This window comes from Flavobacterium oncorhynchi (assembly GCF_002217355.1).
Lineage (GTDB): Bacteria > Bacteroidota > Bacteroidia > Flavobacteriales > Flavobacteriaceae > Flavobacterium > Flavobacterium oncorhynchi.
Genome location: NZ_MUHA01000027.1, coordinates 111,991 through 135,147, shown reverse-complemented (window position 1 = coordinate 135,147; position 23,157 = coordinate 111,991). Strand labels below are relative to the sequence as shown.

The 23,157-nt window shown below is 33.7% G+C and carries 17 protein-coding genes; 7 read left to right on the top strand and 10 right to left on the bottom strand.

Features of this window, described 5'->3' with window-relative positions; genetic code table 11:
- Positions 1-27 precede the first annotated feature (27 nt).
- Complete coding sequence (locus B0A75_RS17570; RefSeq protein ID WP_089055607.1) at positions 28-690, top strand: HAD family hydrolase; 663 nt, start codon at positions 28-30, stop codon at positions 688-690.
- Positions 691-761: 71 nt separating this feature from the next.
- Positions 762-1,604 carry a DUF2911 domain-containing protein gene (locus B0A75_RS17565; RefSeq protein WP_089055566.1) on the top strand — a complete coding sequence of 281 codons (843 nt, stop codon included), beginning with the start codon at positions 762-764 and terminating at the stop codon, positions 1,602-1,604.
- A gap of 88 nt (positions 1,605-1,692) precedes the next feature.
- Here the strand turns inward: B0A75_RS17565 and B0A75_RS17560 are convergent, their stop codons facing one another.
- A complete protein-coding gene (locus B0A75_RS17560) occupies positions 1,693-2,460 on the bottom strand; it encodes a porin family protein (RefSeq protein ID WP_089055565.1) in 768 nt (255 codons plus the stop codon).
- Between the two features lie 10 nt (positions 2,461-2,470).
- Entirely contained in the window at positions 2,471-3,592 is a 1,122-nt protein-coding gene (locus B0A75_RS17555; RefSeq protein WP_089055564.1) for a hypothetical protein, read from the bottom strand.
- 268 nt (positions 3,593-3,860) lie between these two features.
- Between B0A75_RS17555 and B0A75_RS17550 the strand changes: the two genes are divergently transcribed.
- The 5 genes from B0A75_RS17550 (at position 3,861) to B0A75_RS17530 (ending at position 12,179) form a co-directional block, all read left to right on the top strand.
- The gene (locus B0A75_RS17550) at positions 3,861-4,184 is read left to right on the top strand and encodes a DUF6660 family protein (RefSeq protein ID WP_244284419.1); all 324 of its coding nucleotides are present in this window, start codon (positions 3,861-3,863) and stop codon (positions 4,182-4,184) included.
- Positions 4,185-4,307: 123 nt separating this feature from the next.
- Positions 4,308-7,436, top strand: a complete 3,129-nt coding sequence (locus B0A75_RS17545; RefSeq protein ID WP_089055563.1) for an efflux RND transporter permease subunit — start codon at positions 4,308-4,310, stop codon at positions 7,434-7,436.
- Between the two features lie 129 nt (positions 7,437-7,565).
- Positions 7,566-8,723, top strand: coding sequence for a TolC family protein (locus B0A75_RS20870; RefSeq protein ID WP_244284418.1), 1,158 nt, complete (start codon positions 7,566-7,568; stop codon positions 8,721-8,723).
- 1 nt (position 8,724) lies between these two features.
- Complete coding sequence (locus tag B0A75_RS17535) at positions 8,725-9,981, top strand: efflux RND transporter periplasmic adaptor subunit (protein ID WP_089055561.1); 1,257 nt, start codon at positions 8,725-8,727, stop codon at positions 9,979-9,981.
- Between the two features lie 200 nt (positions 9,982-10,181).
- Positions 10,182-12,179 carry a heavy metal translocating P-type ATPase gene (locus tag B0A75_RS17530; RefSeq protein ID WP_089055560.1) on the top strand — a complete coding sequence of 666 codons (1,998 nt, stop codon included), beginning with the start codon at positions 10,182-10,184 and terminating at the stop codon, positions 12,177-12,179.
- A gap of 69 nt (positions 12,180-12,248) precedes the next feature.
- On the opposite strand, the gene B0A75_RS17525 is transcribed toward B0A75_RS17530, so the two are convergent.
- From B0A75_RS17525 to B0A75_RS17490, 8 genes are all read right to left on the bottom strand, one after another.
- Positions 12,249-12,647: a tautomerase family protein gene (locus B0A75_RS17525; RefSeq protein WP_089055559.1), complete on the bottom strand. Its 399-nt coding sequence runs from the start codon at positions 12,645-12,647 to the stop codon at positions 12,249-12,251.
- An 85-nt stretch (positions 12,648-12,732) separates the two neighbouring features.
- On the bottom strand, positions 12,733-13,383 hold the full coding sequence (locus B0A75_RS17520; RefSeq protein WP_089055558.1) for a VOC family protein: 651 nt from the start codon (positions 13,381-13,383) through the stop codon (positions 12,733-12,735).
- Between the two features lie 213 nt (positions 13,384-13,596).
- On the bottom strand, positions 13,597-14,739 hold the full coding sequence (locus tag B0A75_RS17515) for a cytochrome-c peroxidase (RefSeq protein ID WP_089055557.1): 1,143 nt from the start codon (positions 14,737-14,739) through the stop codon (positions 13,597-13,599).
- 94 nt (positions 14,740-14,833) lie between these two features.
- Positions 14,834-16,300 (bottom strand): hypothetical protein, encoded by a 1,467-nt coding sequence (locus B0A75_RS17510; protein ID WP_123872392.1) that lies wholly within the window; start codon positions 16,298-16,300, stop codon positions 14,834-14,836.
- Entirely contained in the window at positions 16,287-17,744 is a 1,458-nt protein-coding gene (locus B0A75_RS17505) for a RagB/SusD family nutrient uptake outer membrane protein (protein WP_244284417.1), read from the bottom strand. Before B0A75_RS17505 ends, B0A75_RS17510 begins: the two co-directional genes overlap by 14 nt.
- 4 nt (positions 17,745-17,748) lie before the next feature.
- Positions 17,749-21,102: a SusC/RagA family TonB-linked outer membrane protein gene (locus B0A75_RS17500; RefSeq protein ID WP_089055554.1), complete on the bottom strand. Its 3,354-nt coding sequence runs from the start codon at positions 21,100-21,102 to the stop codon at positions 17,749-17,751.
- A gap of 10 nt (positions 21,103-21,112) precedes the next feature.
- Positions 21,113-22,216, bottom strand: coding sequence for a FecR family protein (locus tag B0A75_RS17495; protein WP_089055553.1), 1,104 nt, complete (start codon positions 22,214-22,216; stop codon positions 21,113-21,115).
- 66 nt (positions 22,217-22,282) lie between these two features.
- Entirely contained in the window at positions 22,283-22,882 is a 600-nt protein-coding gene (locus B0A75_RS17490; RefSeq protein WP_089055552.1) for an RNA polymerase sigma-70 factor, read from the bottom strand.
- Positions 22,883-23,157: the final 275 nt, after the last annotated feature.

Here is a 23,157-nt window from a genome sequence, read left to right as displayed (position 1 = left end):
CTCAGAACCTCAGAACCTAAAAAAAAAATGATTAAAACAGTAATTTTTGATATGGACGGCGTAATTGTGGATACAGAACCCGTTCATCGTTATGCTTATTATAAGCAGTTTTCAGAATTAAATATCGAAGTTTCAGAAGAAATGTATACATCATTTACTGGATTTTCAACTCGAAATACATTTCAAACGCTAAAAGGACATTTTCCTTCGATAGTGCATGAAGTTGAAGATTTGATTCAACGAAAAAGAAGTATTTTTAATGATGCTTTTGATACAAAGGAAGATTTGTATCTGCTTGAAGGTGTTGAGGATTTAATTAAAGATTTACACGCAAGCGGAATTCAGCTAATTTTAGCTTCTTCGGCATCAAAGGTTACAATAGAAAGAGTTTTTACCAGATTTAATCTGCATCAGTATTTTTCTCATATTGTGAGCGGCGAAGATTTTCCTCAGTCAAAACCAAATCCTGCTATTTTTATTCACGCAGCTTCCTTATCAATAGCGCCAAAAGAGAATTGTATTATTATTGAAGATAGTACAAATGGGGTAAAAGCGGCTAAAGGAGCAGGGATTTTTTGCGTCGGATATAACAGTCTGCATTCGAACATGCAGGACTTAGATGAAGCGGATTTAATCATTAATAATTTTAACGAATTAAACGCCAAAAAAATAGCTGCTCTTCAATCTTGAATTATGTAAATTTTAACATTTGTTCGGTAATTGAATTTGTAAATTTGAACAAACAAAAAAAACTCTTAATAATGAAAAAACTACTTATCGCATTAGCTATTATAATGGCTCCTTTTGCGTCTGAAGCTCAGGTGAAAACACCACAAGCGAGTCCAAAAGCTTATATTAAACAAACAGTTGGGTTAACAGATGTTGAGGTTACTTACTCGCGTCCAGGTGCGAGAGGCAGAGCAGTTTTTGGTAATTTAGTTCCGTTTGGAAAGTTATGGAGAACAGGAGCAAACGAAAATACAATTATTAATTTTAGTGATGATGTTGTAATTGACGGAAAAACTTTGAAAAAAGGGAAATATGCAATTTATACTATTCCTAAAATCGAAAGCTGGGAAGTTATTTTTTACCTTTCTACAGACAACTGGGGATTGCCAGAAAATTGGAGTGATGCTTATGTAGCATTAAGAACAACAGTAAAAGAAAATGCACTGCCAACACCAGTAGAAACTTTTACAATTGGAATTAATGGTTTAGATCCTAATTTTGGTTATTTAGAAATGGCTTGGGAAAACTCGCACGTTGCTTTAAAATTTGAAGTTCCTACTGCAAAAATTGCAACTGCAAGTATCGAAAAAACATTGGCTGGACCAACTTGGAATGACTATTTTGCTGCTGCACAATATTTGTTTCAATCAAATGGAAACATCGAAACTGCAAGAACTTACATTGATAAAGCTCTTGATATGAGTACTGATAAGCCATACTATGTTTCTAGATTGAAATCATTAATTCAGGCAAAACAAGGAGATAAAAAAGGTGCTGTTGAAACGGCTAAAGTTTCATTGGCTGCTGCTGAGGCTGCAAACAACCAAGATTATGTAAAAATGAACAAAGACAGTATCGCTGAGTGGAGCAGATAATATCTTTTAAAATTCTATAAAAAAATCCAAATTTCATAAACTTTGAAATTTGGATTTTTTTTTGATTTTTTTCTTTAATTAATGCAAATTATTTTTTAGGCATTTCATCTTCAGGAAGAATAACTTTGTTCATTTCAGCATCTTTTTCAGCTCTTCTTTGAGCAGCTTTTCCTTTTCCAATAGGTAAACCAGCAGTTATATATAAAGACCTGTTGTATACATTTGGACCGTCGCCTTTCATTACAGGAACCAACCCATAATAATATTGAACCGTTAGATTCAATCCATTGCCCACATTCATATGATATCCAGCACCTAGAGCAACTCCTGCATCAATAACACGTATTTGGTCTCTGATGTTCTTTTTGTAAACTACATCATCTTTATTTACATCTTTAGAAAATTCATCAAAAGCTTTGGCTAACAAACCAAACTGCGGTCCGGTCTTGAGATAAATTCTATTTTTGAATTGGTACTTGATCAAAATAGGAACATTAAAATATCGAATTTCCCGATTTACAGTTCCACCAGCAAAAGTATTATCTAAATTCTCATCGTTTAAAGAATACATAGGAATATGGCGTGCTCCCATGGGAGATTTAACAATTACTCCCGTATTAATCATCCAAGCTGGATTTTGCTTCGATCTAAGATCAAAGTAAAAACCAAGATTGAATCCAGGATTACTTCCAGAGCTATCCAGATCAGAAATTGTCGAAAGGTTTATACCGCCTTCTAATCCAAATTCTAAAAAAGGAGAATTTAGTTTGTCTCCAAAAATTAAGGAAATCAGCACCTGAGACTTCGCTTGAGACATACTTAATAATGCAGCAAGCAAGAGTAAAGCTTTTTTCATACAATTGGGTTTAAAGTCCAAAACGATATTGCAGTCCGCCTAAAACCTGTGTCCGGCTTCCTAAAAATCCACATTCTGCTCTAAACATAATGTGCTTGTTATATTGAAACTGAGTTCCAATAATAAAATTCCACATATCTTTTGGAGCTTTTTGCAGCGAATATTGAACAGAAGAATTGCCAGCAGTACTCAAGGCTCCATCAAGATTAGTTAAAAAAGTTCCCGCTCTTTCTAAAGCTCGATTTGCTGTATTATGCTTTGCCGCATTTATAGGATTAGCTTGTTGTGCAGGAGTTAAACCGTTCCACCAAGTGTCAACTTTAGTTTGATTTTCGGCTACTTTTTCTAAACCATCATCAACTTTGCCTTGTGCAGTAGTTAAATCAAAAATATCAGACATTGCAATATTTCCATTAGTATCGCCAGAAATATGAACTCTAAAACCTCCTACCCATAAAGCGATATTTTGATCTTCCTTATGAAACTTAAAAGTTTTACCTAATCTAGGTCCAAAAACATAAGAAAAAGCAGGTTTATCTAAAGAGCTGATGTCTGTCCAAGCCATGTTCATATCTAATGCAAGCCAGCCTCCGCCAATACCAATTGTTGGTGTCATACCAAAACCGAATGTTGTTGCATTAAAATTGGCTTTAGTGCTGAAAGAAGCAACTTGTGACCAATTATTATCGGCATCCGGAACCCATATACCGGCATTAATTTTTGTTGAAGTATTTGCTTTACCAAATATTCCATAAATATTTAAAAAGGGTAACAGCCAGATATCAGGTCGTATTGTAAGTGCACCAGCTTCGACCGAAGATTTGTCAAAACGCACAATTTCATCTAAGTTGTATTGCGGGCCATTATTAAAACCAACATTCAATTGACTAATGTCAATTTGAGAATCCTGCCAAAAATAATTTATTGATAATCCCGCCGAGTAAGGTAATTTATAGCCTTTTTGAGCAACTTTTTCGCCCCATATTGGAAGAGCGTATGGGTATTCTTCTACTTTAAGGCTGTCTTTTAATTGTTGATTTTTTTGTCCTACGATTTTATCGGTATAAACCTGACCGAAAATTTGTACACTAAAGAATAATAAAAAGGCTGATATTACTGTGTTGCATTTCATTGATTGTGGTATTTGTTAATTAATAAAACTGCGCAAAATAAAATAGAACTAATGTATTCTTAAACTGAGATGTATGTACGATTTTGTTTTTTAGATATTTAGGATGTAAAAGATTGAAATTTTGAATATATAATATTATGTTAATTAGTGTTAAAGTTAAATAAATTTTCTTTTGACTTGTACTATTTTTTTTAGAAAATGCAATTAAAAAACAGGATTAGAAAATTATTTGTTTCAAATAAAGAGATAAAGTATTATTTTTACAGTCATGAAATGGATTACAATAGTATTATCAATTTACTTGACTATACTTTCAAATATGCCTTGTGCAGATATGGAAGTGGATAGTGCTATGCATAAAACAGCTCAATTTTCATCAGAAGCCAATCATTCTCATGACAAAGACACTGATTTATGTTCTCCGTTTTGCACTTGCAACTGTTGCGGGGCACAAATTTTAAGTTTTCAATATTCTGTGAGCTATGATTTTCCTGTTGCTCACACCATTATTTCAACTTCTTTACCAAATTACATTTCTGTATTTGCTTCCAATTTTTATGGAAGTATTTGGCAGCCGCCTCAAATAGCATAATGATAGCCCGATTGTTTAGTTTTAAAATTTAGAACTAAAATATTTGGGTCAGAGAATTGTGAACTTTCCACAAAATTATAGGACAAATTTTTGTCTAATTTCTCATGTCATTAAATATTTCAAATGCTAGATAAAATCATTCAGTTTAGTATACGAAACAAATTCGTTATACTACTATTTACCCTTGTTTTGATAGCTTGGGGAAGCTATTCGCTTAAAAAATTGCCACTTGATGCCTTGCCGGACGTAACCAATAATCAAGTTCAAATTATTACAACGGCACCTACTTTGGCAAGTCAAGAGGTCGAACAATTAATTACATATCCGTTAGAGCAGGCTGTAAAAACAGTGCCTGATATTATAGAACTTCGCAGTATTTCCCGTTTTGGATTATCTGTAGTAACCGTTGTTTTTGAAGACGATGTCGATATTTATTGGGCACGTGAACAAATATTTCAACGTTTAAAACAAGCCGAAGAAAACATTCCAGAATATGCGGGTTCGCCTGAATTGGCGCCAATTTCTACAGGATTAGGTGAGATTTACCAATACGATGTTTATGCCAAAAAAGGGTATGAAAATAAATACGATGCCGTAAAACTAAGAACCATTCAGGATTGGATCATTATTCCGCAATTACAAGGAATTAAAGGAGTTGCAGACGTAAGTACTTGGGGTGGAAAATTAAAACAATATGAAATTGCCGTAAACCCAAATACATTGAACAGTCTTGGCGTAACCATTACCGAGATTTTTGATGCTTTAGAAAAAAACAATCAAAATACTGGAGGTGCTTATATTGAAAAAGACCAATACGCATTCTTTATTCGCGGTGTCGGAATGGCAAAAGGAGTTAAAGATCTTGGAAATGTTGTGGTTAAAAACCGAAACGGCTCGCCAGTTCTAGTACGCGACGTAGCGCAGGTTCGCGAAGGCGTAGCATTGCGTTACGGAGCATCAACTAAAGACGGTAAAGGTGAAATCGTTTCAGGAATGGTTTTGATGTTGAAAGGAGAAAATTCCAGCGCAGTTGTTGATCGCGTTAAAGAAAGAATGATCCAAATTAATAAAAGTCTGCCAGAAGGTGTTGTTGCCGAAGCTTTTATTGATCGTGGAAAATTAGTAGATAATGCTATTGGAACCGTTACAAAAAATTTATTAGAAGGAGCTTTAATTGTCATTTTTGTATTGATTTTATTTTTAGGAAATCTTCGTGCAGGATTAATTGTAGCCTCTGTAATTCCGCTTGCGATGCTTTTTGCTATTATTTTGATGAATGCCTTTGGCGTAAGCGGAAATTTAATGAGTTTAGGAGCAATCGATTTTGGGATTATTGTTGATGGTGCCGTGATTATTGTCGAAGCTTCCATGCATCATTTGCAAAAACTCAAACGTAAAAAGGAACTTTCGCAGGAAGAAATGGACGCCGAAATCTACAATTCGGCATCAAAAATTAGAAATAGTGCTGCTTTTGGTGAAATCATAATTTTAATTGTGTATTTACCAATCTTAGCCTTAGTGGGCACTGAAGGAAAAATGTTCAAACCAATGGCAATGACAGTTGGTTTTGCCGTTATTGGTGCATTTATTCTGTCGCTGACCTATGTACCAATGATGAGTGCTTTATTTCTTTCGAAAAAAACAGAACATAAAGAAAACTTCAGTGATAGAATGATGTGTTGGTTCGAGAATTTATACACACCATTTTTAAGCAAAGCACTTCAGTTTAAAAAAGTAGTTTTAGGAGCTTCTTTAGGATTGTTTGTATTAGGTGTTATTGTTTTTCAGAATATGGGAGGAGAATTTATCCCTACGATTGAAGAAGGTGATTTGGCTATTAATGCAACAATTATGACGGGAAGTTCGCTTACGCAGATGGTGGAAACAACTACAAAATACGAGCAGATTCTAAAAGCTAAATTTCCCGAAATAAAAACAATCGTAACCAAAATAGGAAGTGGTGAAATTCCAACAGATCCAATGCCGATAGAAAGCGGTGATTTGATTATTGTTTTGAAAGATAAAAAAGAATGGAAAGGCAAGTATCGCAATTGGGAAGAACTGGCAAATGCCATGAAAGAAGAGATGGAAGTAATTCCAGGAGCTAATATTGAGATTTCACAGCCAATTCAAATGCGTTTTAACGAATTAATGACTGGAAGCCGAAGTGACATTGCGATCAAGATTTTTGGAGACGATTTGGAAATTCTAGATTCAAAAGCTGCCGAGTTAATTTCGAAAATTAAAGGTATCGAAGGAATTGGAGATTTAAAAGCGGATAAAGTAACAGGTCTGCCGCAAATAACGATCAAATACGATTACAACAAAATCGCTTTATACGGATTGAATATTTCAGATATTAATCAAATTATTCGTTCATCGTTTGCAGGAGAAAGCGCTGGAAAAATCTACGACGAAAGCAAACGATTTGATGTAGTAGTTAGAATGGATGAAGATAATCGTGCTGATATTACTGATGTGAGTAATTTGTTTATTCCACTTCCAAACGGACAACAGGTACCGCTTTCTCAGGTGGCTACAGTTGATTACGAGCAAGGTCCGGTTCAAGTAGTTCGTGAAGATGGAAAACGTAGAATTACAGTGGGATTAAATGTACGCGGACGTGATATTAAAACGGTTGTAGAAGAGATTCAGCAAAAGCTGGATAAAAATTTTAAACTGCCTGCAGGTTATTATGTAACGTATGGCGGACAATTTGAAAATTTGGTTGAAGCCACAAAAAGGCTTTCGATCGCATTGCCTATTGCTTTAAGTTTAATTTTAATACTGCTATATTTCACATTCAAAAGTTACAAACAGGCACTTTTAATCTTTACAGCCATTCCTTTATCGGCTATTGGAGGTGTATTTGCTCTTTCGCTGCGCGGAATGCCGTTTAGTATTTCGGCAGGAATTGGGTTTATCGCTTTATTCGGAATTGCAGTTCTTAACGGAATTGTTTTGATCTCGTACTTTAATCAATTAAAAACAGAAGGAATTTTAGATCCGCTGCAAAGAATTTTAATTGGAACAAAAACCAGATTACGTCCAGTTTTAATGACTGCGGCAGTAGCATCATTAGGATTTTTACCAATGGCATTGTCTACAAGCGGCGGAGCTGAGGTTCAGAAACCATTGGCTACAGTTGTAATTGGCGGATTGTTTTCGGCAACTTTATTGACTTTAATTGTTTTGCCGATTTTGTATTTAATGTTAGAGAGACTTAAACGCAAAGAACACAAAGAAAATTAAAAAAAGATGAAAAACTTAAAATACACTCATAGAAATTTAACCTTTGCGAACTTCGCGCATTCTTTGCGAACTTTGTGGTTAAACAAGTTCCTATTGGCGAATAAAACGTTATGGTTAATCACATTTTTAATGATAACCACACTGACATCAGCGCAAACTAAAATATCTTTAGAAAAAGCAATTGAGCTTGCCAAATCAAACAATATTGATTTAAAAATTGCTGATAAGGAAATAGAAAAGCAAAAGACTTTACAAAAAACGGCCTTTCAGCCGGATCCGCTTCAGGTGCAATATCAAGGCGGACAGTTTAATAGTGCGGATTATGATCATAATGTTTCGGTGCAGCAATTTTTCCCGTTAGGAAATATTACAAAGGCTAACAGACAGTTACAGGAAGAATTAGCAAAATTGGCAGAGAAACGCAAAGCTTTATCTTCTTATGAAATTGAAAAAGCTGTGACATTGGCTTATTATCAGTATTTGTACGGAATTTCGATTCAGAAGTTGAATTCTGAGTTAAATGAGATTTATACCAAATTTCTAAAAAATGCAGAGCTTCGCTTTAAAACAGGAGAAAGTGGTAATATTGAGGTAATAAGCGCCAAGGCGAAAGTAAAGGAAATTGAAACTCAGAAAGAACAATTGGCTTATGATATGGCAATTTATCAAAAACAACTTCAGTTTTTTATTCAAACCAATGAAAATGTACTGCCAGATGAGTCAACTTCGCTAAAGTATCCTTTTGTAGAATATCAGGATTCAAAGGCTGAAAGTATAATGACAGATCTGTATCAGCAGGAGATTTCGGTTTTTCAAAAAGAAGCCAAAACATTTAAAGCCATGAGAACTCCTAAGGTAGGTTTAGGATATTTTGCCCAAACGATTGATAAAGTGTCTTTATTTCAAGGTTTTACCGCTGGACTTCAGATTCCGTTATTTGGAGGTGTAAATACAGCAAAAGCAAAAGCCGCGGAAATCAGTATTTCGCAGTCGCAATTGGCATTAGATAAAAACAAAATTATATTGAACCTGCAAAAAGAAGAATTGCAGAGTAACTTCAAAAAACAACAGAAGAATCTGGATTACTATCAAAATGAAGGATTGCAATATGCCAATCAAATTATCGAAACTGCACAAAAAAGTTATGCAAACGGCGATTTGAGTTATTGGTCTTACATAAGTTTTTTAAATCAGGCAATTGATATTAAAAAACAGCTTGCAGAAGCAACACACAGTTTTAATCAAAGTGCTGTCGAACTCCAATTTCCAACCATCAAAAACAATTAAAATGAAAAAAATATATAATTCTTTAACCGCAAAGTTCGCAACGATTTTAACGCAAAGTTCGCAAAGAAAAATTGCTTACAGCTTACTGCTTATAGCTTATAGCGGAATATTAATCTCGTGCAATGAAAAAAAGACAGAAGAAACAAAAGAAGAAGAAAAATCTACGACAGAAGTTGCATTAACAGAATCGCAATACAAAACTGTAGGTATTGAAACAGGATTTGTAGAAGACAGAAACCTTAATAAGGTTATCAAAGCAAATGGATATACTACAGTTCCTCCTCAAAATTCTGCCGAAGTTTCGACTTTAATTGGCGGAACGGTGAAGGATATTTTTGTTTTAGAAGGAACATTTGTCAATAAAGGAAAAGTTTTGGCAACCATTCAAAATCTTGAAGTTATCGAAATGCAGGAAGAATATCATTCGGCAACAGCCAATGTTGAATATCTGCAGTTAGAATACAATCGTCAGAAAACATTGAGTGACGAAAACGTAAATCCGAGAAAAACATTTCAAGAAGTAAAAGCCAAATTAGCTGCCGAAAGAGCGCGAGCACAAGCCGCAAAAAATAAATTAGAAGCTTTGCATGTTTCTACAAAAGGAAGTACTTCAGTAGTTCCAATTGTCGCGCCGATTAACGGTTATGTGGGGAAAATTAATATTGCTAAAGGTGCTTTTGCGCAAACAGGAGTTTCTTTGTTTGAAGTTGTAGACAACAGTCAAATGCATTTAGATTTGAATGTTTATGAAAAAGATTTAGGTTCAATTTCAATTGGTCAGGTTATCGATTTTGTATTAACAAACCAATCTAATAAATCAATTAAAGGAAAAATCTTCGGAATCAATAAATCATTTTCTAATGAAAGTAAAACGGTTGCAGTTCATGCCAAAATTGATCCAGCCGACGCAAAAGGATTGATTCCAGGAATGTATGTTTCGGCAAATATTAATATTGTTAATGCAACTGTACCGGCTTTACCAAAAGATGCCGTAGTTCGAAATGCCGATAAATACTTTGTTTTTGTACAGGAAGAAGCTCATGCAGAAGAAAAGCACGAACATAAAGCAGGCGAAAAAGAGGAAGCTCACGAGAAAGAAGTTCATTTTAAAGCCGTTGAAGTAGTTCCAGGAACAACAGATTTAGGTTTTACAGAAATTAAGTTTGTTGGTGCAATTGAATCAGGAGCTAAAATTGTTACAAAAGGAGCTTTTTATTTGTTGTCTGCGATGAAAGGCGGAGGAGAGCACAGTCACTAGATTATTTGCCATGAAGGCGCCAAGTTTTTTCTCATTTTATTGTCATTTCGACTGAANNCTTTCAGTCGAAATGACAAACTAGGATGTTTTTTTTAATAAAAAACTTAATGGCTTAGCGCCTTTGCAGCAATAAACTTTGACATAAAAACCGTAAATTTAGTGCATTATTTAGAAAAAGTTTAAACAAGAAGTTTTCCCTCATGATACATCAAGATAAAGAAATAAAAAGCACAAAAAATAAAGCAAAACCATCCTGCAGCTGTTCACATGATGAACCTGTACATTCTGATAATGACGGACACGATCATGGACATGATCATGAACATAACAGCGAAGGAACTTTGTTTAAAATGTTCCTGCCTGCCATCATATCCTTTGTTTTATTACTTATAGGAATTGGTTTAGACAACTATTTCCCTCAAACATGGTTTTTAGGTTACCTAAGGATTGCTTGGTATGTTGCCGCTTATCTTCCGGTAGGTTTTCCTGTTTTGAGAGAAGCCTACGAAAGCATTATAAAAGGAGATGTTTTTTCGGAGTTTTTTTTAATGTGTATCGCTACAATTGGCGCATTTGCAATTGGAGAATATCCTGAAGGTGTTGCTGTTATGCTGTTTTATACCATTGGAGAAACATTTCAAGGAATGGCAGTCAGCAAAGCAAAATCGAATATTAAAAGTTTATTAGATTCACGCCCTGATGAGGTTACTATTTTTGAAAATAACATTGCAGTAAAAGTTAGAGCTTTTGATGTAAAAATAGGATCAGTTATTCAGCTTAAAGCTGGAGAAAAATTGGGATTAGATGGAGAGTTATTATCAGATACAGCTTCCTTTAATACGGCAGCTTTAACAGGAGAAAGTAAACCAGACACCAAAAAGAAAGGCGAAACAGTTCTTGCAGGAATGATAAACGAGAACACAATTGTTCAAGTAAAGGTAACAACTGCATACAGCGATAGTAAATTGTCTAAAATTCTAGAATTGGTTCAAACAGCTGTAACCAAAAAAGCGCCTGCAGAATTGTTTATTAGAAAGTTTGCCAAAATCTACACTCCAATTGTCGTTTATCTCGCAATTGCAATTTGTGTATTGCCAATGCTTTTTGTAGATCATTATGTATTTAATGATTGGTTGTACCGCGCGTTAGTTTTCTTGGTTATTTCTTGTCCGTGTGCTTTAGTAATTAGTATTCCGCTCGGTTATTTTGGCGGAATTGGAGCTGCAAGTAAAAACGGAATTTTATTTAAAGGCAGTAATTATCTAGACAGTATTTCGACGATTCAGAATGTTGTAATGGATAAAACCGGAACAATGACAGAAGGTGTTTTTAAAGTTCAGGAAGTAATTATTAATCCTGAATTTGATAAAGAAGAAATTCTGAATATGGTAAATGTCTTAGAAAGCCATAGTACGCATCCTGTTGCAACCGCAATTCATAACTATGTAGGGCAAATTGATTCATCAATTGAATTGAAAAATGTTGAGGAAATTTCAGGACATGGATTAAAAGCACTTTTTAACGGAAAGGATTTGCATGTTGGTAACTTTAAACTCTTAGATAAATATAACATACCATATAACATAGATCCGAGTTCAGTCGTTTACACGACAATAGCCATTGCATACGATAGAAAATTTGCGGGTTATTTGACCATTGCAGATGAAATTAAAAAAGACGCGCAGGAAACAGTTACAAAACTAAAAGCATTAGGTGTAAAAGTGACCATGTTAAGCGGTGATAAAACGAATGTAGTTCAATTTGTAGCTGATAAATTAGGTATTACAAATGCTTTTGGAGATTTACTTCCAGAAGATAAAGTTGATAAAGTAAATGAGATCAAAGCCAAAAATGAAACCGTTGCATTTGTTGGTGATGGCGTAAACGATGCACCTGTTATTGCTTTAAGCACGGTTGGAATTGCGATGGGAGGTTTAGGAAGCGACGCAGCAATCGAAACTGCCGATGTTGTAATTCAAGATGACAAACCAAGTAAAATAGCAATGGCAATTAATATTGGAAAACAAACCAAAAAAATTGTCTGGCAGAATATTACGCTTGCTTTTGTTGTAAAGGCTTTTGTGCTGATTTTAGGCGCAGGTGGATTAGCAACAATGTGGGAAGCCGTTTTTGCCGATGTTGGAGTTGCCTTACTGGCGATATTGAATGCCGTGAGAATTCAGAAAATGAAGTTTTAAATTTTGACTTTAAACATAAATAAAGCCCAATTCAAATTACTTGAATTGGGCTTTATATTTTTAATCGTATTACTTTTTTAAATGTTTCTGTTCTTGGATTTCACCATTTCCAAAAGACCAATTTTCATGTCCGTTATTTTCTAATAAAACAATAATAACATTATTGATTAAAATTGATGTTGTTGACGAAATTCTCGTGGCAATTTGATGATATAACTTTTTCTTTTGTTCTAAAGTTCTTCCTTGTCCAGCCGTTATTTGAACATAAATTATTTCATCAGAATGTGAAATTCCAAGATAACTCTCTGGATATTTTATTTGATGAGGTTCTAATTCTTCAATAACATGGAAATAATCCTCTTTTGGAATATTAAACTCTTCGATTAAAGAGTAATGGATCGATTCTGAAATAGTGTTTTTTGTTTCCTGAGAAAGTTTTTTGGGCAGACTGATTCGGACAAATGGCATTTTAGATATTTTTATGTTATTGGTATAATAGTGTCAACTTTTTATAAAAATAAGGAAATAAATATGATTTGAAATTTGAAGTTGGTTAAAATTTTAAATCAATAATCTGCCCATTATTTTCAAGTCTAATATCTGTTTTATTACTTTCAGAAGGCGTTTGGGTAGGATACCAATTTCGATTAGGTCTTACCATAATCAATAAACCTTCGTCATCGCCAAGTGCAGCAAAAGCTTCGCTGTTTGTATTTTTAGTAAAGAAGTTTAAGCCGTGTTTTGTGATTAATTGATTTCCTAATTCTAAAGGATTTTCATTTACGATTCCAATTTCACTGATATTTAAAATAGATTTAGAACTGAATTCTTCCGTTTGATAATTATCGAGATCATGTCTGGCAATAAACTCTAATAAATTTCCATTATTATCATAAAAATAAACCGCGTGGGCATTCCAGTTTTCAAAATTGGTAATGACATTTTGATCTTCAATTACAATTAAATCGACTTTACTTTTACACCATTCAATAGCTTCATCAAGTTTGTTCTCAGGAATATTGAAGGCAAAATGATATATTGAGTTGAAATCGCTGTTTTCAACAAATTTTAAAATTGAGTTTCCTGCTTTGATGGTAACAAATTCGGAGTTGTTTTCTATAATCGGTAAACCAAGAATATCTTGATAAAATAGTACAGTCTGTTTAATATCTGCAGTCTGGAGTTGAATGTGTTCAAGTTTCATAAGTGATATTTTTTATAAAAAGGAGAGTTTCTTTTTGTTACAAACAAATTTAAAAAATGACAATATCATTTTAGCTGCCGTGTCATTTTATACTTCAATGTGAGAATAGCAAATTGTTATCAGAAAAAGGAAAAGTACAGTTTAGATTTTGTATAAAAGTAAAGCCTGTTTTCATTTAGAAAACAGGCTTTAAGATTATTGTTTTTAACTGATCTATTTTGGCATTTCAGGTGTCATAATTCTTCTTGTTGGTGTACTTAGAGTTTCTATAAAAGCTAATAAATCGCTTATTTCTTCTTTGTTCAAATTCAATTTTTTAAGCGCAGGATCAACTTTCGGAATCAAAGAATCTCGTGCTGTTCCCAAATATTTTTTTTGAACAGGAGAGGGGTTTCCTAAATTATAAAGCTCAACAACATCAAGCAAAGTTGGAAAATGTCCGTGATGCATCCATGGTTTCGTATTTACTACTTCACGAAGTGTTGGCGTTCTAAATTTGCCAATATCTTTTACATCTTTAGTAACATTATAACGTCCAAAATCCTCATTTTTTGTTCCAAACAAAGTCTGTCCGTCATTATGAAATTCATTGTCACTAAAATAAGGTGTATTGTGGCAGTTTATACATTGTGCTTTGGTTCGAAATAAATGCATTCCTTTTACTTGCTGATCGGTGTAAATGTCTGATTTTCCACTTACAAATTGATCAAATTTACTTTTCGGACTATTAATTGATCTTTCAAATGTAGTAATCGCATATTGGATGCGTTCTAAAGAAACTTTTTTATCTCCAAATGCAGCTTCAAAAAGCGGTTTATAACCTTTGATTTTGGCAATTTTATCAACGGCAATTGTTAGTTTCTCATTCATTTCTAAAGGATCTCCAATAGGAAATTGTGCCTGATCTTCTAAACTCTTTGCACGTCCATCCCAAAATAAGGAAGTGGCGTATGCCGAGTTTAAAATGGTCATCGAATTACGTTTTCCTGTTTGGCGGTCGTGACCAAAAGAACGCGTTAAATTATCAGTCCATCCTAATTCTGGATTATGGCAGGAGGCACAGGCAATTTGTCCGCTTCGAGATAACCTCGGATCAAAAAACAATATTTTGCCTAAACTTTCTTTTTCTTTAGAATATGGATTATAATCAGGATAAGGAACGGCAGGTAAAACGCCAATATCTTGAAATTTCGACTTATCGATGCTTTCATGTAATTCTGCCGCAGGCCATTTAGACAAATCCCCGCTAGAGTAGATTTTTCGTAATTCCTGAATATCAATGTAATTTGGCTGCTCAATGCTTTTGTAAGCCGTTAAACTTACCAAAAAGAGAATAGGGAAGATTAGCTTTTTCAATTTTGTTTTTTGTGTTTTTGTTCTTTTTTTGAATGTATTTTTTTAACAGCTTTAGATTTGTTTGATCTGCAAACCTAAAGCTGTCAATCAAAAATTATAGATCAACTTCTTTAGGACAGTTTATGTCTAAAGCTGCTGGTTTAGGATATGTTCTATTGTTGTATATTCTATATTGTGTAGAGACAGTTCCTCCAAAAAGCGCATCGTTTGTTAGTTTTAATTCGAAAGAAATTTCAAATAAACCAGTACTTATTTCTTTGTAAGTTCCTGATCCTGAAATTGCAATTATATGTTTGTTTTTATTGCTTCCTGTAATGGTAATGTATTGCGGAATTACTAAAACATTTCCATTTGTTTTACTGTTTCCGTTTGCTGGAAAAAACTCTAAAGCGGATGAAATATTAAATCCAGGCGAATTTGCCGCAGTTGTACTTTCGTTGCTAAACCATCTTTTTAGGTTAAATGAATTTGTGGTATTTGTTCCAGAAGCCACATTAAAACCAATTCTGAAAGCATCGTGATAAACATCGTCATTTGGATTTGCAGTTCCTTTATCGCTGTATAAAACAGCATTTTCATGACTTTTAGGAACAACAATTGGAAAAGTAAAGGCATTGTAAGCCTGCCATGCACAAACACCGCTTCTATCAAACCAAGTTTCGCCGTAAGTAAGGTAAAAAGCGTTTGATAAATCATAAAATTTAGATGCAGGATTTGCATTAACATCTCTTTTTGATTTGATTGGTTTTACAATTTGTACAATCGTGTTTCCTGTTGCCGTATAATCACCTGCATTTACCAATGAAATGGCTGATTCGTAATAAACGTCATCGTTTTTAATGTTCTCTAAAAGGGTAAAATGATAGGTAACAGAATTGCTGTTTGTTTTAAAAGGATCATGAGTTAATGAATAATTAAAACCATCTAAGGATTCAAATATTTCAAGATTTTCCATTTCAGAAGGAAAATATCCGTTTGGAAAATTAACATTAAAGTCAAATTTTTCTCCTGCTTCTCCTTTGATATCAAATCGGCTTATTGGAAATGTATAATTGGTTGTTATTGGAGCCAAATCAATTTTGAAGGTATCATTTTTAGCCTCCGTATTCAGGTTTCCAATATGAATACTTGGATCTGATATTGTTTCGAGTTTCAATGTAATACTTTGGTTTGCGGCCCATCTTTTATCAAACGAAATAGAAATCGTATCCGTCAGTTTGTTTGCCTGAAAAACAAGTTCATTGACAGGATTTAATCTAAAACCTTCGCTGTCGCCCGTTATTGTCGAGCTGAAATTGGCTGTAACGGTATTTTTTAAAGAATAGGCTGTTAGAGCAACAGGAACTTTTAATGTCTTTATTGCTTTATTTACATAGTTTGACTGTGGAATAAGAGTTCCATTAATCGCAGGATATTCTAAAGGAGTATTGTCGCTTTTTACAAAAAAGTTAAATCTCAAATGCGGGTCAATTTCAGAACCCATCTTGTAATCGTCTTTAGAACAAGAAAAAATAAATAATGCGGTGAAAGTTAATATGCTGAATATCTTAATACGATTCATTTTGCTGTAAGTTTTCATTAAGATTAATATTATAGATTGGAATAGGCAGTACAAATTTTAGCGATGGATATTCTATGCTGCAATTGTTTGAAATACAACCGTCATTTCTTGTAATTCCTTTTTGATTACGGGTTAAATCAAAGAAAAGCTGTCCTTCAAAACACAATTCTTTTCTTCTTTCTAATAATAGTGCTTCTTTTAAATTGGTTGTATTGGTAAGCAGTGAGGCATTTGCACGGCTTCGAATGGTATTAATATCAGCAAATGCAAGATCAGATCTATTGTTTTCTAAGGCAGCTTCGGCTCGTATTAAATACATTTCGCTTAACCTAAAAGCAACATATCCGGCATTATCCTGAAATTTTTTAGTAAAGTTGTAATTTACTCCAGTAAGCACTCCGTTTACTAAAGTAGAGAGAGAAGCAGTAACAAAAAGTTGTTTTCTTAAATCGCCGTTTTCATATAAATTAATTAAGTCATTTGAAGCAACATATGCGGCATAATTAGCTCCGTCATAACCAAAATAAGAGGACATTGATGATGATACAGAACCTTCGGCATCTTTTGGAATCGAAAATTCTAATAATGTTTCAGAAAGAGGAATATCTGCCTGTGACCATTGGACAATTAAATCTGAAGAGTTTACTAATGTTATACCTGAATTTGTAATAACATCATTTGCAGTTTCGTAAGCATTTGCCCAGTCTTTTTTATACAGATATACTCTTGCAAGAAGTGCTTTTGTATTGTTTTTATTGAAAAATGAATACGAAGGTCCCGCTAAAGCGGCGTTGTTGGAATAATTGTCTAAAGCCGTTTTTAAATCGGTAATAATTAAAGAATAAGTTTCGGCAGTTGTTTTTCTTGCCGGATATTTTAAGCCAGATTTAATAGATTCAGTATTATAAACAATTCCTAAATGCGATGCATTTGGAGTGTAACCATAATTTTGACTGTAAACTAAGGAAAGTAAAAAGTGTGTATAAGCTCTTATTGCCAAGGCTTCGGCTTTTATTTGATTTTTCTCAACATCAGTGGCATCACGCAGAGACGGAATATATTCTAGAATTAAATTGGCTTGATTTATAATATCATAGCTTTCATCGTAAAATAATTTAAAGTTGCTGGTTTCAGATAAATCTTCAAAAGAATATACGGCTCTAACATTTGGCGCAGCCGTAATTTGTCCTTTACTGCTTCCGGCTGAAGCAGGAGTAAATTTTATGTTTCCTCCCTGCATATCAGCATAAACAGCAAAACGTTCTCCTCTTGTATTTGCTTCTACTTCACGATACAATCCGTTTAAAGCAGTTAAAACACCTTTTTTGTTTTGTAAAAGTTCGTCTATAGAAGTTTGTAATCCAGGTTCTTGCTCTAAAAAGTCACTGCAGCTTTGTACTGAAAATATGAGGACAGCAATTGTTATATATTTTAAATATTTCATTTTCTTAAAATTTAGCATTAACACCAAGCGAGATTGTTCTAGCTTGTGGATATGTATAATTAAACTCGCGTATTCCGTTCATTCCTTTTGGGCTTTTTTCTTTATACCAATATGCTACATTAGTTGCATCTGCAAAAACTGCAAGTGTATCTAGAAAAGTATTTTTAAGTGGTATATTATAGCTTAAATTAATATTGCTCAATCTGATATAAGTGGCATCATAAACATATTTGCTGAGGTTTGCCACGATTGGAGTTGAAGTAACTGCCGGCTGCGAAACAATGTCTCCAGGATTTCTCCAATGATCATTAGCATTAACAGAAAGGTTTCTGTTGAATGTATTTGAATATTTATCGATAAGAACATCTTTTGCTAAGAATTCGCCGCCAATTTGAAAATCTCCTCTAAATGACAAAACAAGATTGCTGTAAAAAGAAAAACTATTGTAAAATCCTCCAAAAGCATCCGGCTGGCGGTCTCCGATTGGCTCCCAATCTGCGATAGTATACAATGATCTATAAGTCATAATATCGTAGATTTTACCATCTTTTTGTACCAAATCTCTTCCCGTTGCAGGATCAACGCCAACCCAGTTTAATCCCCAAATGGTGGTGGTGCTGTAACCTATTTTTTGCGCAAGTGCCATTTCGGCTTGAGAATAATCGCTTCCTAAACCTTTTAATTCTGTTACTTTATTTTTTATTGTAGAAATATTAAAAGCCGTAGTCCATTTAAAAGCATCACTTTTAATCCATTTAATTCGGGTTGAAAATTCAAAACCTTTATTATACATGGTTGCCGCATTTAATTGAAGAGAATTATAACCCGTTTCAGTTGGAATATCTCGTGTTGCAATCAAATCGCTCAAATTATTATAATAATATTCAACAGAAAATTCTAGACGTTTAAAAATATTAAAATCGATTCCGCCATTGAATTTTATGTTTTTTTCCCAGCTTAAATCCCCATTTGGAGCTGTATTAGGAACTGCTCCGTCTAGACCATTATAACCATTTTGATGAATTGTGTATAAACCTTTAGATCTATAAGAACCAATTCTTGAGTTTCCCGTTGAACCGTAGCTGGTTTTTAATTTTAAGAAATCAATCCAAGAATTAGTATTAAGGAAATTTTCATTACTAATAATCCAGCTTGCACCTGCGCCGCCATTGAAAGCAACATTGCTGTCGACACCAAAAACAGAACTTTCGTCGCGACGGAAATTAGCTAAAAAGTAGTAACGCTTTTTATAGTTGTAATTTACCTGAGCAAATGCCGAAACTCTTGAATTATAGCTTATATCATTCCCAAAAGTTTGATTGTTTTTTGATTCATCTTCCGGTGTATTTGGGTTGTCATCCATAACAGCATCTGAAATAGCATTAACTTGATTTGGATTCACAAAACCTACAGCTGATTTATAATTAAAGTTTGTTTTATCCTCAGCAAGTTCAAAACCTAAAACTCCATCAATGCCATGGCTTTCAGTAAGCTGTTTCTCGAACAAAAGTTGTCCCTGCCAGTTCCATTTTGTAGAATTTCGTTGATTTATAAGACGGCGTCCCCATCTAGGATAATCAATACCATTTAACTTAAAAGTATTTAAAAACTGTCCGCTTTCATTTTCAGCAGAATAGTAGCGATCCTGTTCCTTATCCGTATAATCAATACCAAAAAGAGTAGAGAACTTTATCGCTTTGTTAAGCTGATAAGAAACATTTAAACTGCTTAAAAGTCCGTAAGTATTAGTTTCATTTTTATTTTGTTCAATTGCCGCCAGAGGATTTCCTCTGGTAATACCGCTTGAACCTAAAAAAGAGTAAGAACCATCTGCATTATAAGGAGATAGAGTAGGAAGGTAAGCAAATGAATAAAAGATATTTGGAGCGTGCTGCTGTACAAAACTTGGATTAAGTATTAAGCTTACATTTAGATTTCTATGGTGGAAACCTAGATTAATTCCTGCATTTAATTGTTTCGTATCATTACCCAATTGAGGTTCATCAATTTTGGTATAACTCACATTAGTTCGGTATGAAAATTTTGAAGTTGAACCCGAAACGTTAAAGTTATATTTATTGTAAACACCAGTTCTGTTCAGCAAACTAAACCAATCTGTGTTTACCCCGTTATAAGGCGTTAAAGCACTTCCAGGTGAAGTGTTTTTTATAAACTCATTGCGCAGTTCATTATACTGTTCGCCATTTAAATATTTAATTTGATTAATGGCTGACGAAATACCAAGCTGATTTGAGAATCCAAATTGTGTTTTTCCCTTTTTTCCTTTTTTAGTTGTAATTAAAATTACACCATTTGCACCATCAGCACCATAAATACCAACTGCTGCAGCATCTTTTAAAACCGAAATGCTTTCTATATTTTCTGGAGCAATCTTCATTAATGGGTTAGAAAAGGTTTCTGTCGCATCTCCATTTCCACTAAAAAAAGTACTATCTAAACCAAACTCTTCGCTCATAACAACACCATCAACAATAAAAAGAGGCTGTGTAGAAGTTCCAGTTCTGGCATTTGTAAAAGAAGGCAGAGTACCTTGTCCGCGGATATTAATTTTTACTGGACCTCCAACTCCTGTTGTATTTTCAACCAAAACTCCTGCAATTTGTCCTGTAATCATTTTATCAACAGATTCAGAAGCTTGTTCAACCGCAATATCTTTTGCATTCAACGTAGAAATACTTCCCACGATTTCCTCTTTTAACTTTGTTGTACCGTATGATGAGGTAATAATAACCGGATTCAGCTCATCAGTAGTTTCTTGAAGGTGAAAAACAAATTGCTTTTTGTTGTCCGCTTTTTGCGATTGCGTTTCCATACCCAAAAAGCCAACTTCAAGAACAAGATCATTGATATTATTTCCTTTTAACAGATAAACAAACTTTCCGTTAAAGTCAGTAATAGCTCCCATTCCCGTTCCTTTAATGCGTATAGTTGCACCCGGAAGCGGCAGTTTGTCTTTTGCATTATAAACCGTACCGCTTATAAATCTTTCTGTTTCCTGCGTATTTACAGTAACGTCAGGAACAGCATTCGTTAATAAAACCTGTTTTTTCTGAATGTAGAAAGAAATATTTTTATCCTTCAATAACAGTTTCAAAGTGGTTTCAAGAGACGCATTATTGACATCTAAATCGGCCAGCTGATCAGCATCTATTTTTCTGGCATTATAAATTATTCTAAAATCAGTCTGTTCTTCAATCGATTTGATAATTAGGCTTATAGGTTTGTTTTTTACATGTAACGTTATTAATTTATTTTGAGAAAATCCTTTAAATCCAGATATAAGTATGGCTAAGAAAAATAGAATTTTTCTTAAAACGGGTTGTATCGTAAATGTCATGTTTATTTATTTATCGAGGATTGGTAATGGTAATGGTTTTTTGTTCAATTGAATAATTAAAAGGCGTGTCACGTTTTAGAAGATCTAAAATGTTCTCGACACTCGATTCGCTGATTTTTATAGTACCAGTAAAATTCTGTCTGGCCAAATCAGAATTTTCATTGATAATTTCAACGTCATACGTACGTTGAATAATCTTTGCGATTGTAGAAAATGGGGTGTCTTTAAACGCTAATTCTCCTTTTGTCCAGGCTGAGTAAAAGGCAGGATCAACATTTTTTAAAGTAATTTTTTTTGCATTATGCTGCCAAGTAGCCATTTGGTTTGGCTTAAGTAAAACAACATTTGCAGGATTTGCAGTTTCAAACATTTCAATGCTCCCTTCTATCAAAGTACTGTTAACAGTTGGGTTTTCTGGATAAGCGCTGATATTAAATTTTGTACCAAGAACCTTAATATCAACCTGATTGGCGTTTACAATAAATGGATGCTCCTTATCTTTGGCAACATCAAAAAAAGCTTCACCAGTTAAATAAACATTTCTATTGCCGTTGATGCCAAACTGCTGTGGATAACGAAAAGTACTTCCCGCATTTAAATTCACAATTGTACCATCTGAAAGTTTAAGTTTGAATTGTTTTCCGTACGGAATCGTAAGTGTGTTGTAAACCACTTTTTCATCAGAAGTTTTACCAAAATAAATGATTTCGTTAGGAAATTTTCTGGCCACTAAATCTCCTTTATCATTTAAAAGTGTAGTTTGATTTTTCTCAGAAAAATATTCTAAACGGCCGTCGCCAAGTTCTAGAACAATCTCTTTTGAAGTTTTAGAAGTATTAGTTAATAATAAAAATGTAGTTCCTAATCCTAAAAGAACTAAAAATACTGCTGCATAATTTAAGTATTGCCTCAGTCTGTTTTTTGGTTTCATTTGAATTACAGAAACAGTATCAGCGAGGGTAACATTTGATAAGCCGGAAAGAACCCAAGCTTTTTTTGCTGCAATAAATTGTTTTTTGTTTTCGGCAGAAGCTTCAATCCATTCAAAAAGTGCCTGAACTTCTTGCTCTGAAGCTTCGTTAGAAAGGTATTTATTTATTATTTCTGATGTCATATTTAAATATTAAACTTCTGGTTATAGTAAGTACACCTCAGAAATAAAAAACCCTACCTTTTATTCTTAATTATTATAAATAAGGATAAAAATAAGGAATAAATAATCGGATAGTTTTGTTTTTAAAATCTTCAAAGCCTTTGTCATGTGGGCTTCAACAGCTTTTAAGGTAACTTGCATTTCTTCGGCTATTTCTGCATTTTTTTTATTCTCAAAGCGTTTTTTTATAAAAACTTCTCTGGTTTTAGGAGGAAGATCGTTGATCGATTCTTGAATTATATGTTCAAGTTCAGTCAATTCTAAAGTATCAAACTGAAGCGAATTTAAAACCTCAATATCCAGTTCTCTCTCTTTATAGTTCAACAAATCATTTTTAAACTTATCCTTTACCTTGTTATGACGAATTAAATTCAAACATTTAGATTTGGCGTAAGTAAACAAAAAAGCCTGAATCCCGTTGATAGAATCTACGCTTTCTCTATTTTGCCACAAATGAAGTAAAGCTTCTTGCGCAAGGTTTTCAGCTTCGTCTGAGTCGTAAATAAATTGAACACTAAAAGATTGAATTCGTCTGAAATATTTGTCGTAGAAAAATTTAAACGCAGTTTCATCACCTTCCTTAAAGGACAGGAATAGATTTAATTCGAAACTGGTATTATTGTTCATTAAGCGAAATTTACTTTGAAAAAGCAATATTAAGTAAATTTTGAAAAGTACTTCGATTTGCTAAGAAAGCGGCAAATATAAAAGTTTATTTATATTAATTCTAAATAAAATTCAAATAAAGGTTAATTCGAATGATTTTATTCAGAATAGGTTTATTGTTGTTTTTTAACCACAGGATTATTTAACCGCAAAGCACGCAAAGTTTTTTTAACTTAGGATGCTTAGTAAAAACGCAAAGTTCGCAAAGCTTTGTGTAAAACTTTGCGAACTTTGCG

Excerpts from the sequence above, each read along its gene's own strand:
- B0A75_RS17560 (WP_089055565.1), bottom strand. The coding sequence starts at position 2,460 with ATGAAAAAAGCTTTACTCTTGCTTGCTGCATTATTAAGTATGTCTCAA.
- B0A75_RS17510 (WP_123872392.1), bottom strand. The coding sequence starts at position 16,300 with ATGAATCGTATTAAGATATTCAGCATATTAACTTTCACCGCATTATTT.
- B0A75_RS17550 (WP_244284419.1), top strand. The coding sequence starts at position 3,861 with ATGAAATGGATTACAATAGTATTATCAATTTACTTGACTATACTTTCA.
- B0A75_RS17555 (WP_089055564.1), bottom strand. The coding sequence starts at position 3,592 with ATGAAATGCAACACAGTAATATCAGCCTTTTTATTATTCTTTAGTGTA.
- B0A75_RS17505 (WP_244284417.1), bottom strand. The coding sequence starts at position 17,744 with ATGAAATATTTAAAATATATAACAATTGCTGTCCTCATATTTTCAGTA.
- B0A75_RS17520 (WP_089055558.1), bottom strand. The coding sequence starts at position 13,383 with ATGAAACTTGAACACATTCAACTCCAGACTGCAGATATTAAACAGACT.
- B0A75_RS17530 (WP_089055560.1), top strand. The coding sequence starts at position 10,182 with ATGATACATCAAGATAAAGAAATAAAAAGCACAAAAAATAAAGCAAAA.
- B0A75_RS17570 (WP_089055607.1), top strand. The coding sequence starts at position 28 with ATGATTAAAACAGTAATTTTTGATATGGACGGCGTAATTGTGGATACA.
- B0A75_RS20870 (WP_244284418.1), top strand. The coding sequence starts at position 7,566 with ATGATAACCACACTGACATCAGCGCAAACTAAAATATCTTTAGAAAAA.
- B0A75_RS17545 (WP_089055563.1), top strand. The coding sequence starts at position 4,308 with ATGCTAGATAAAATCATTCAGTTTAGTATACGAAACAAATTCGTTATA.
- B0A75_RS17565 (WP_089055566.1), top strand. The coding sequence starts at position 762 with ATGAAAAAACTACTTATCGCATTAGCTATTATAATGGCTCCTTTTGCG.
- B0A75_RS17490 (WP_089055552.1), bottom strand. The coding sequence starts at position 22,882 with ATGAACAATAATACCAGTTTCGAATTAAATCTATTCCTGTCCTTTAAG.
- B0A75_RS17495 (WP_089055553.1), bottom strand. The coding sequence starts at position 22,216 with ATGACATCAGAAATAATAAATAAATACCTTTCTAACGAAGCTTCAGAG.
- B0A75_RS17535 (WP_089055561.1), top strand. The coding sequence starts at position 8,725 with ATGAAAAAAATATATAATTCTTTAACCGCAAAGTTCGCAACGATTTTA.
- B0A75_RS17500 (WP_089055554.1), bottom strand. The coding sequence starts at position 21,102 with ATGACATTTACGATACAACCCGTTTTAAGAAAAATTCTATTTTTCTTA.
- B0A75_RS17525 (WP_089055559.1), bottom strand. The coding sequence starts at position 12,647 with ATGCCATTTGTCCGAATCAGTCTGCCCAAAAAACTTTCTCAGGAAACA.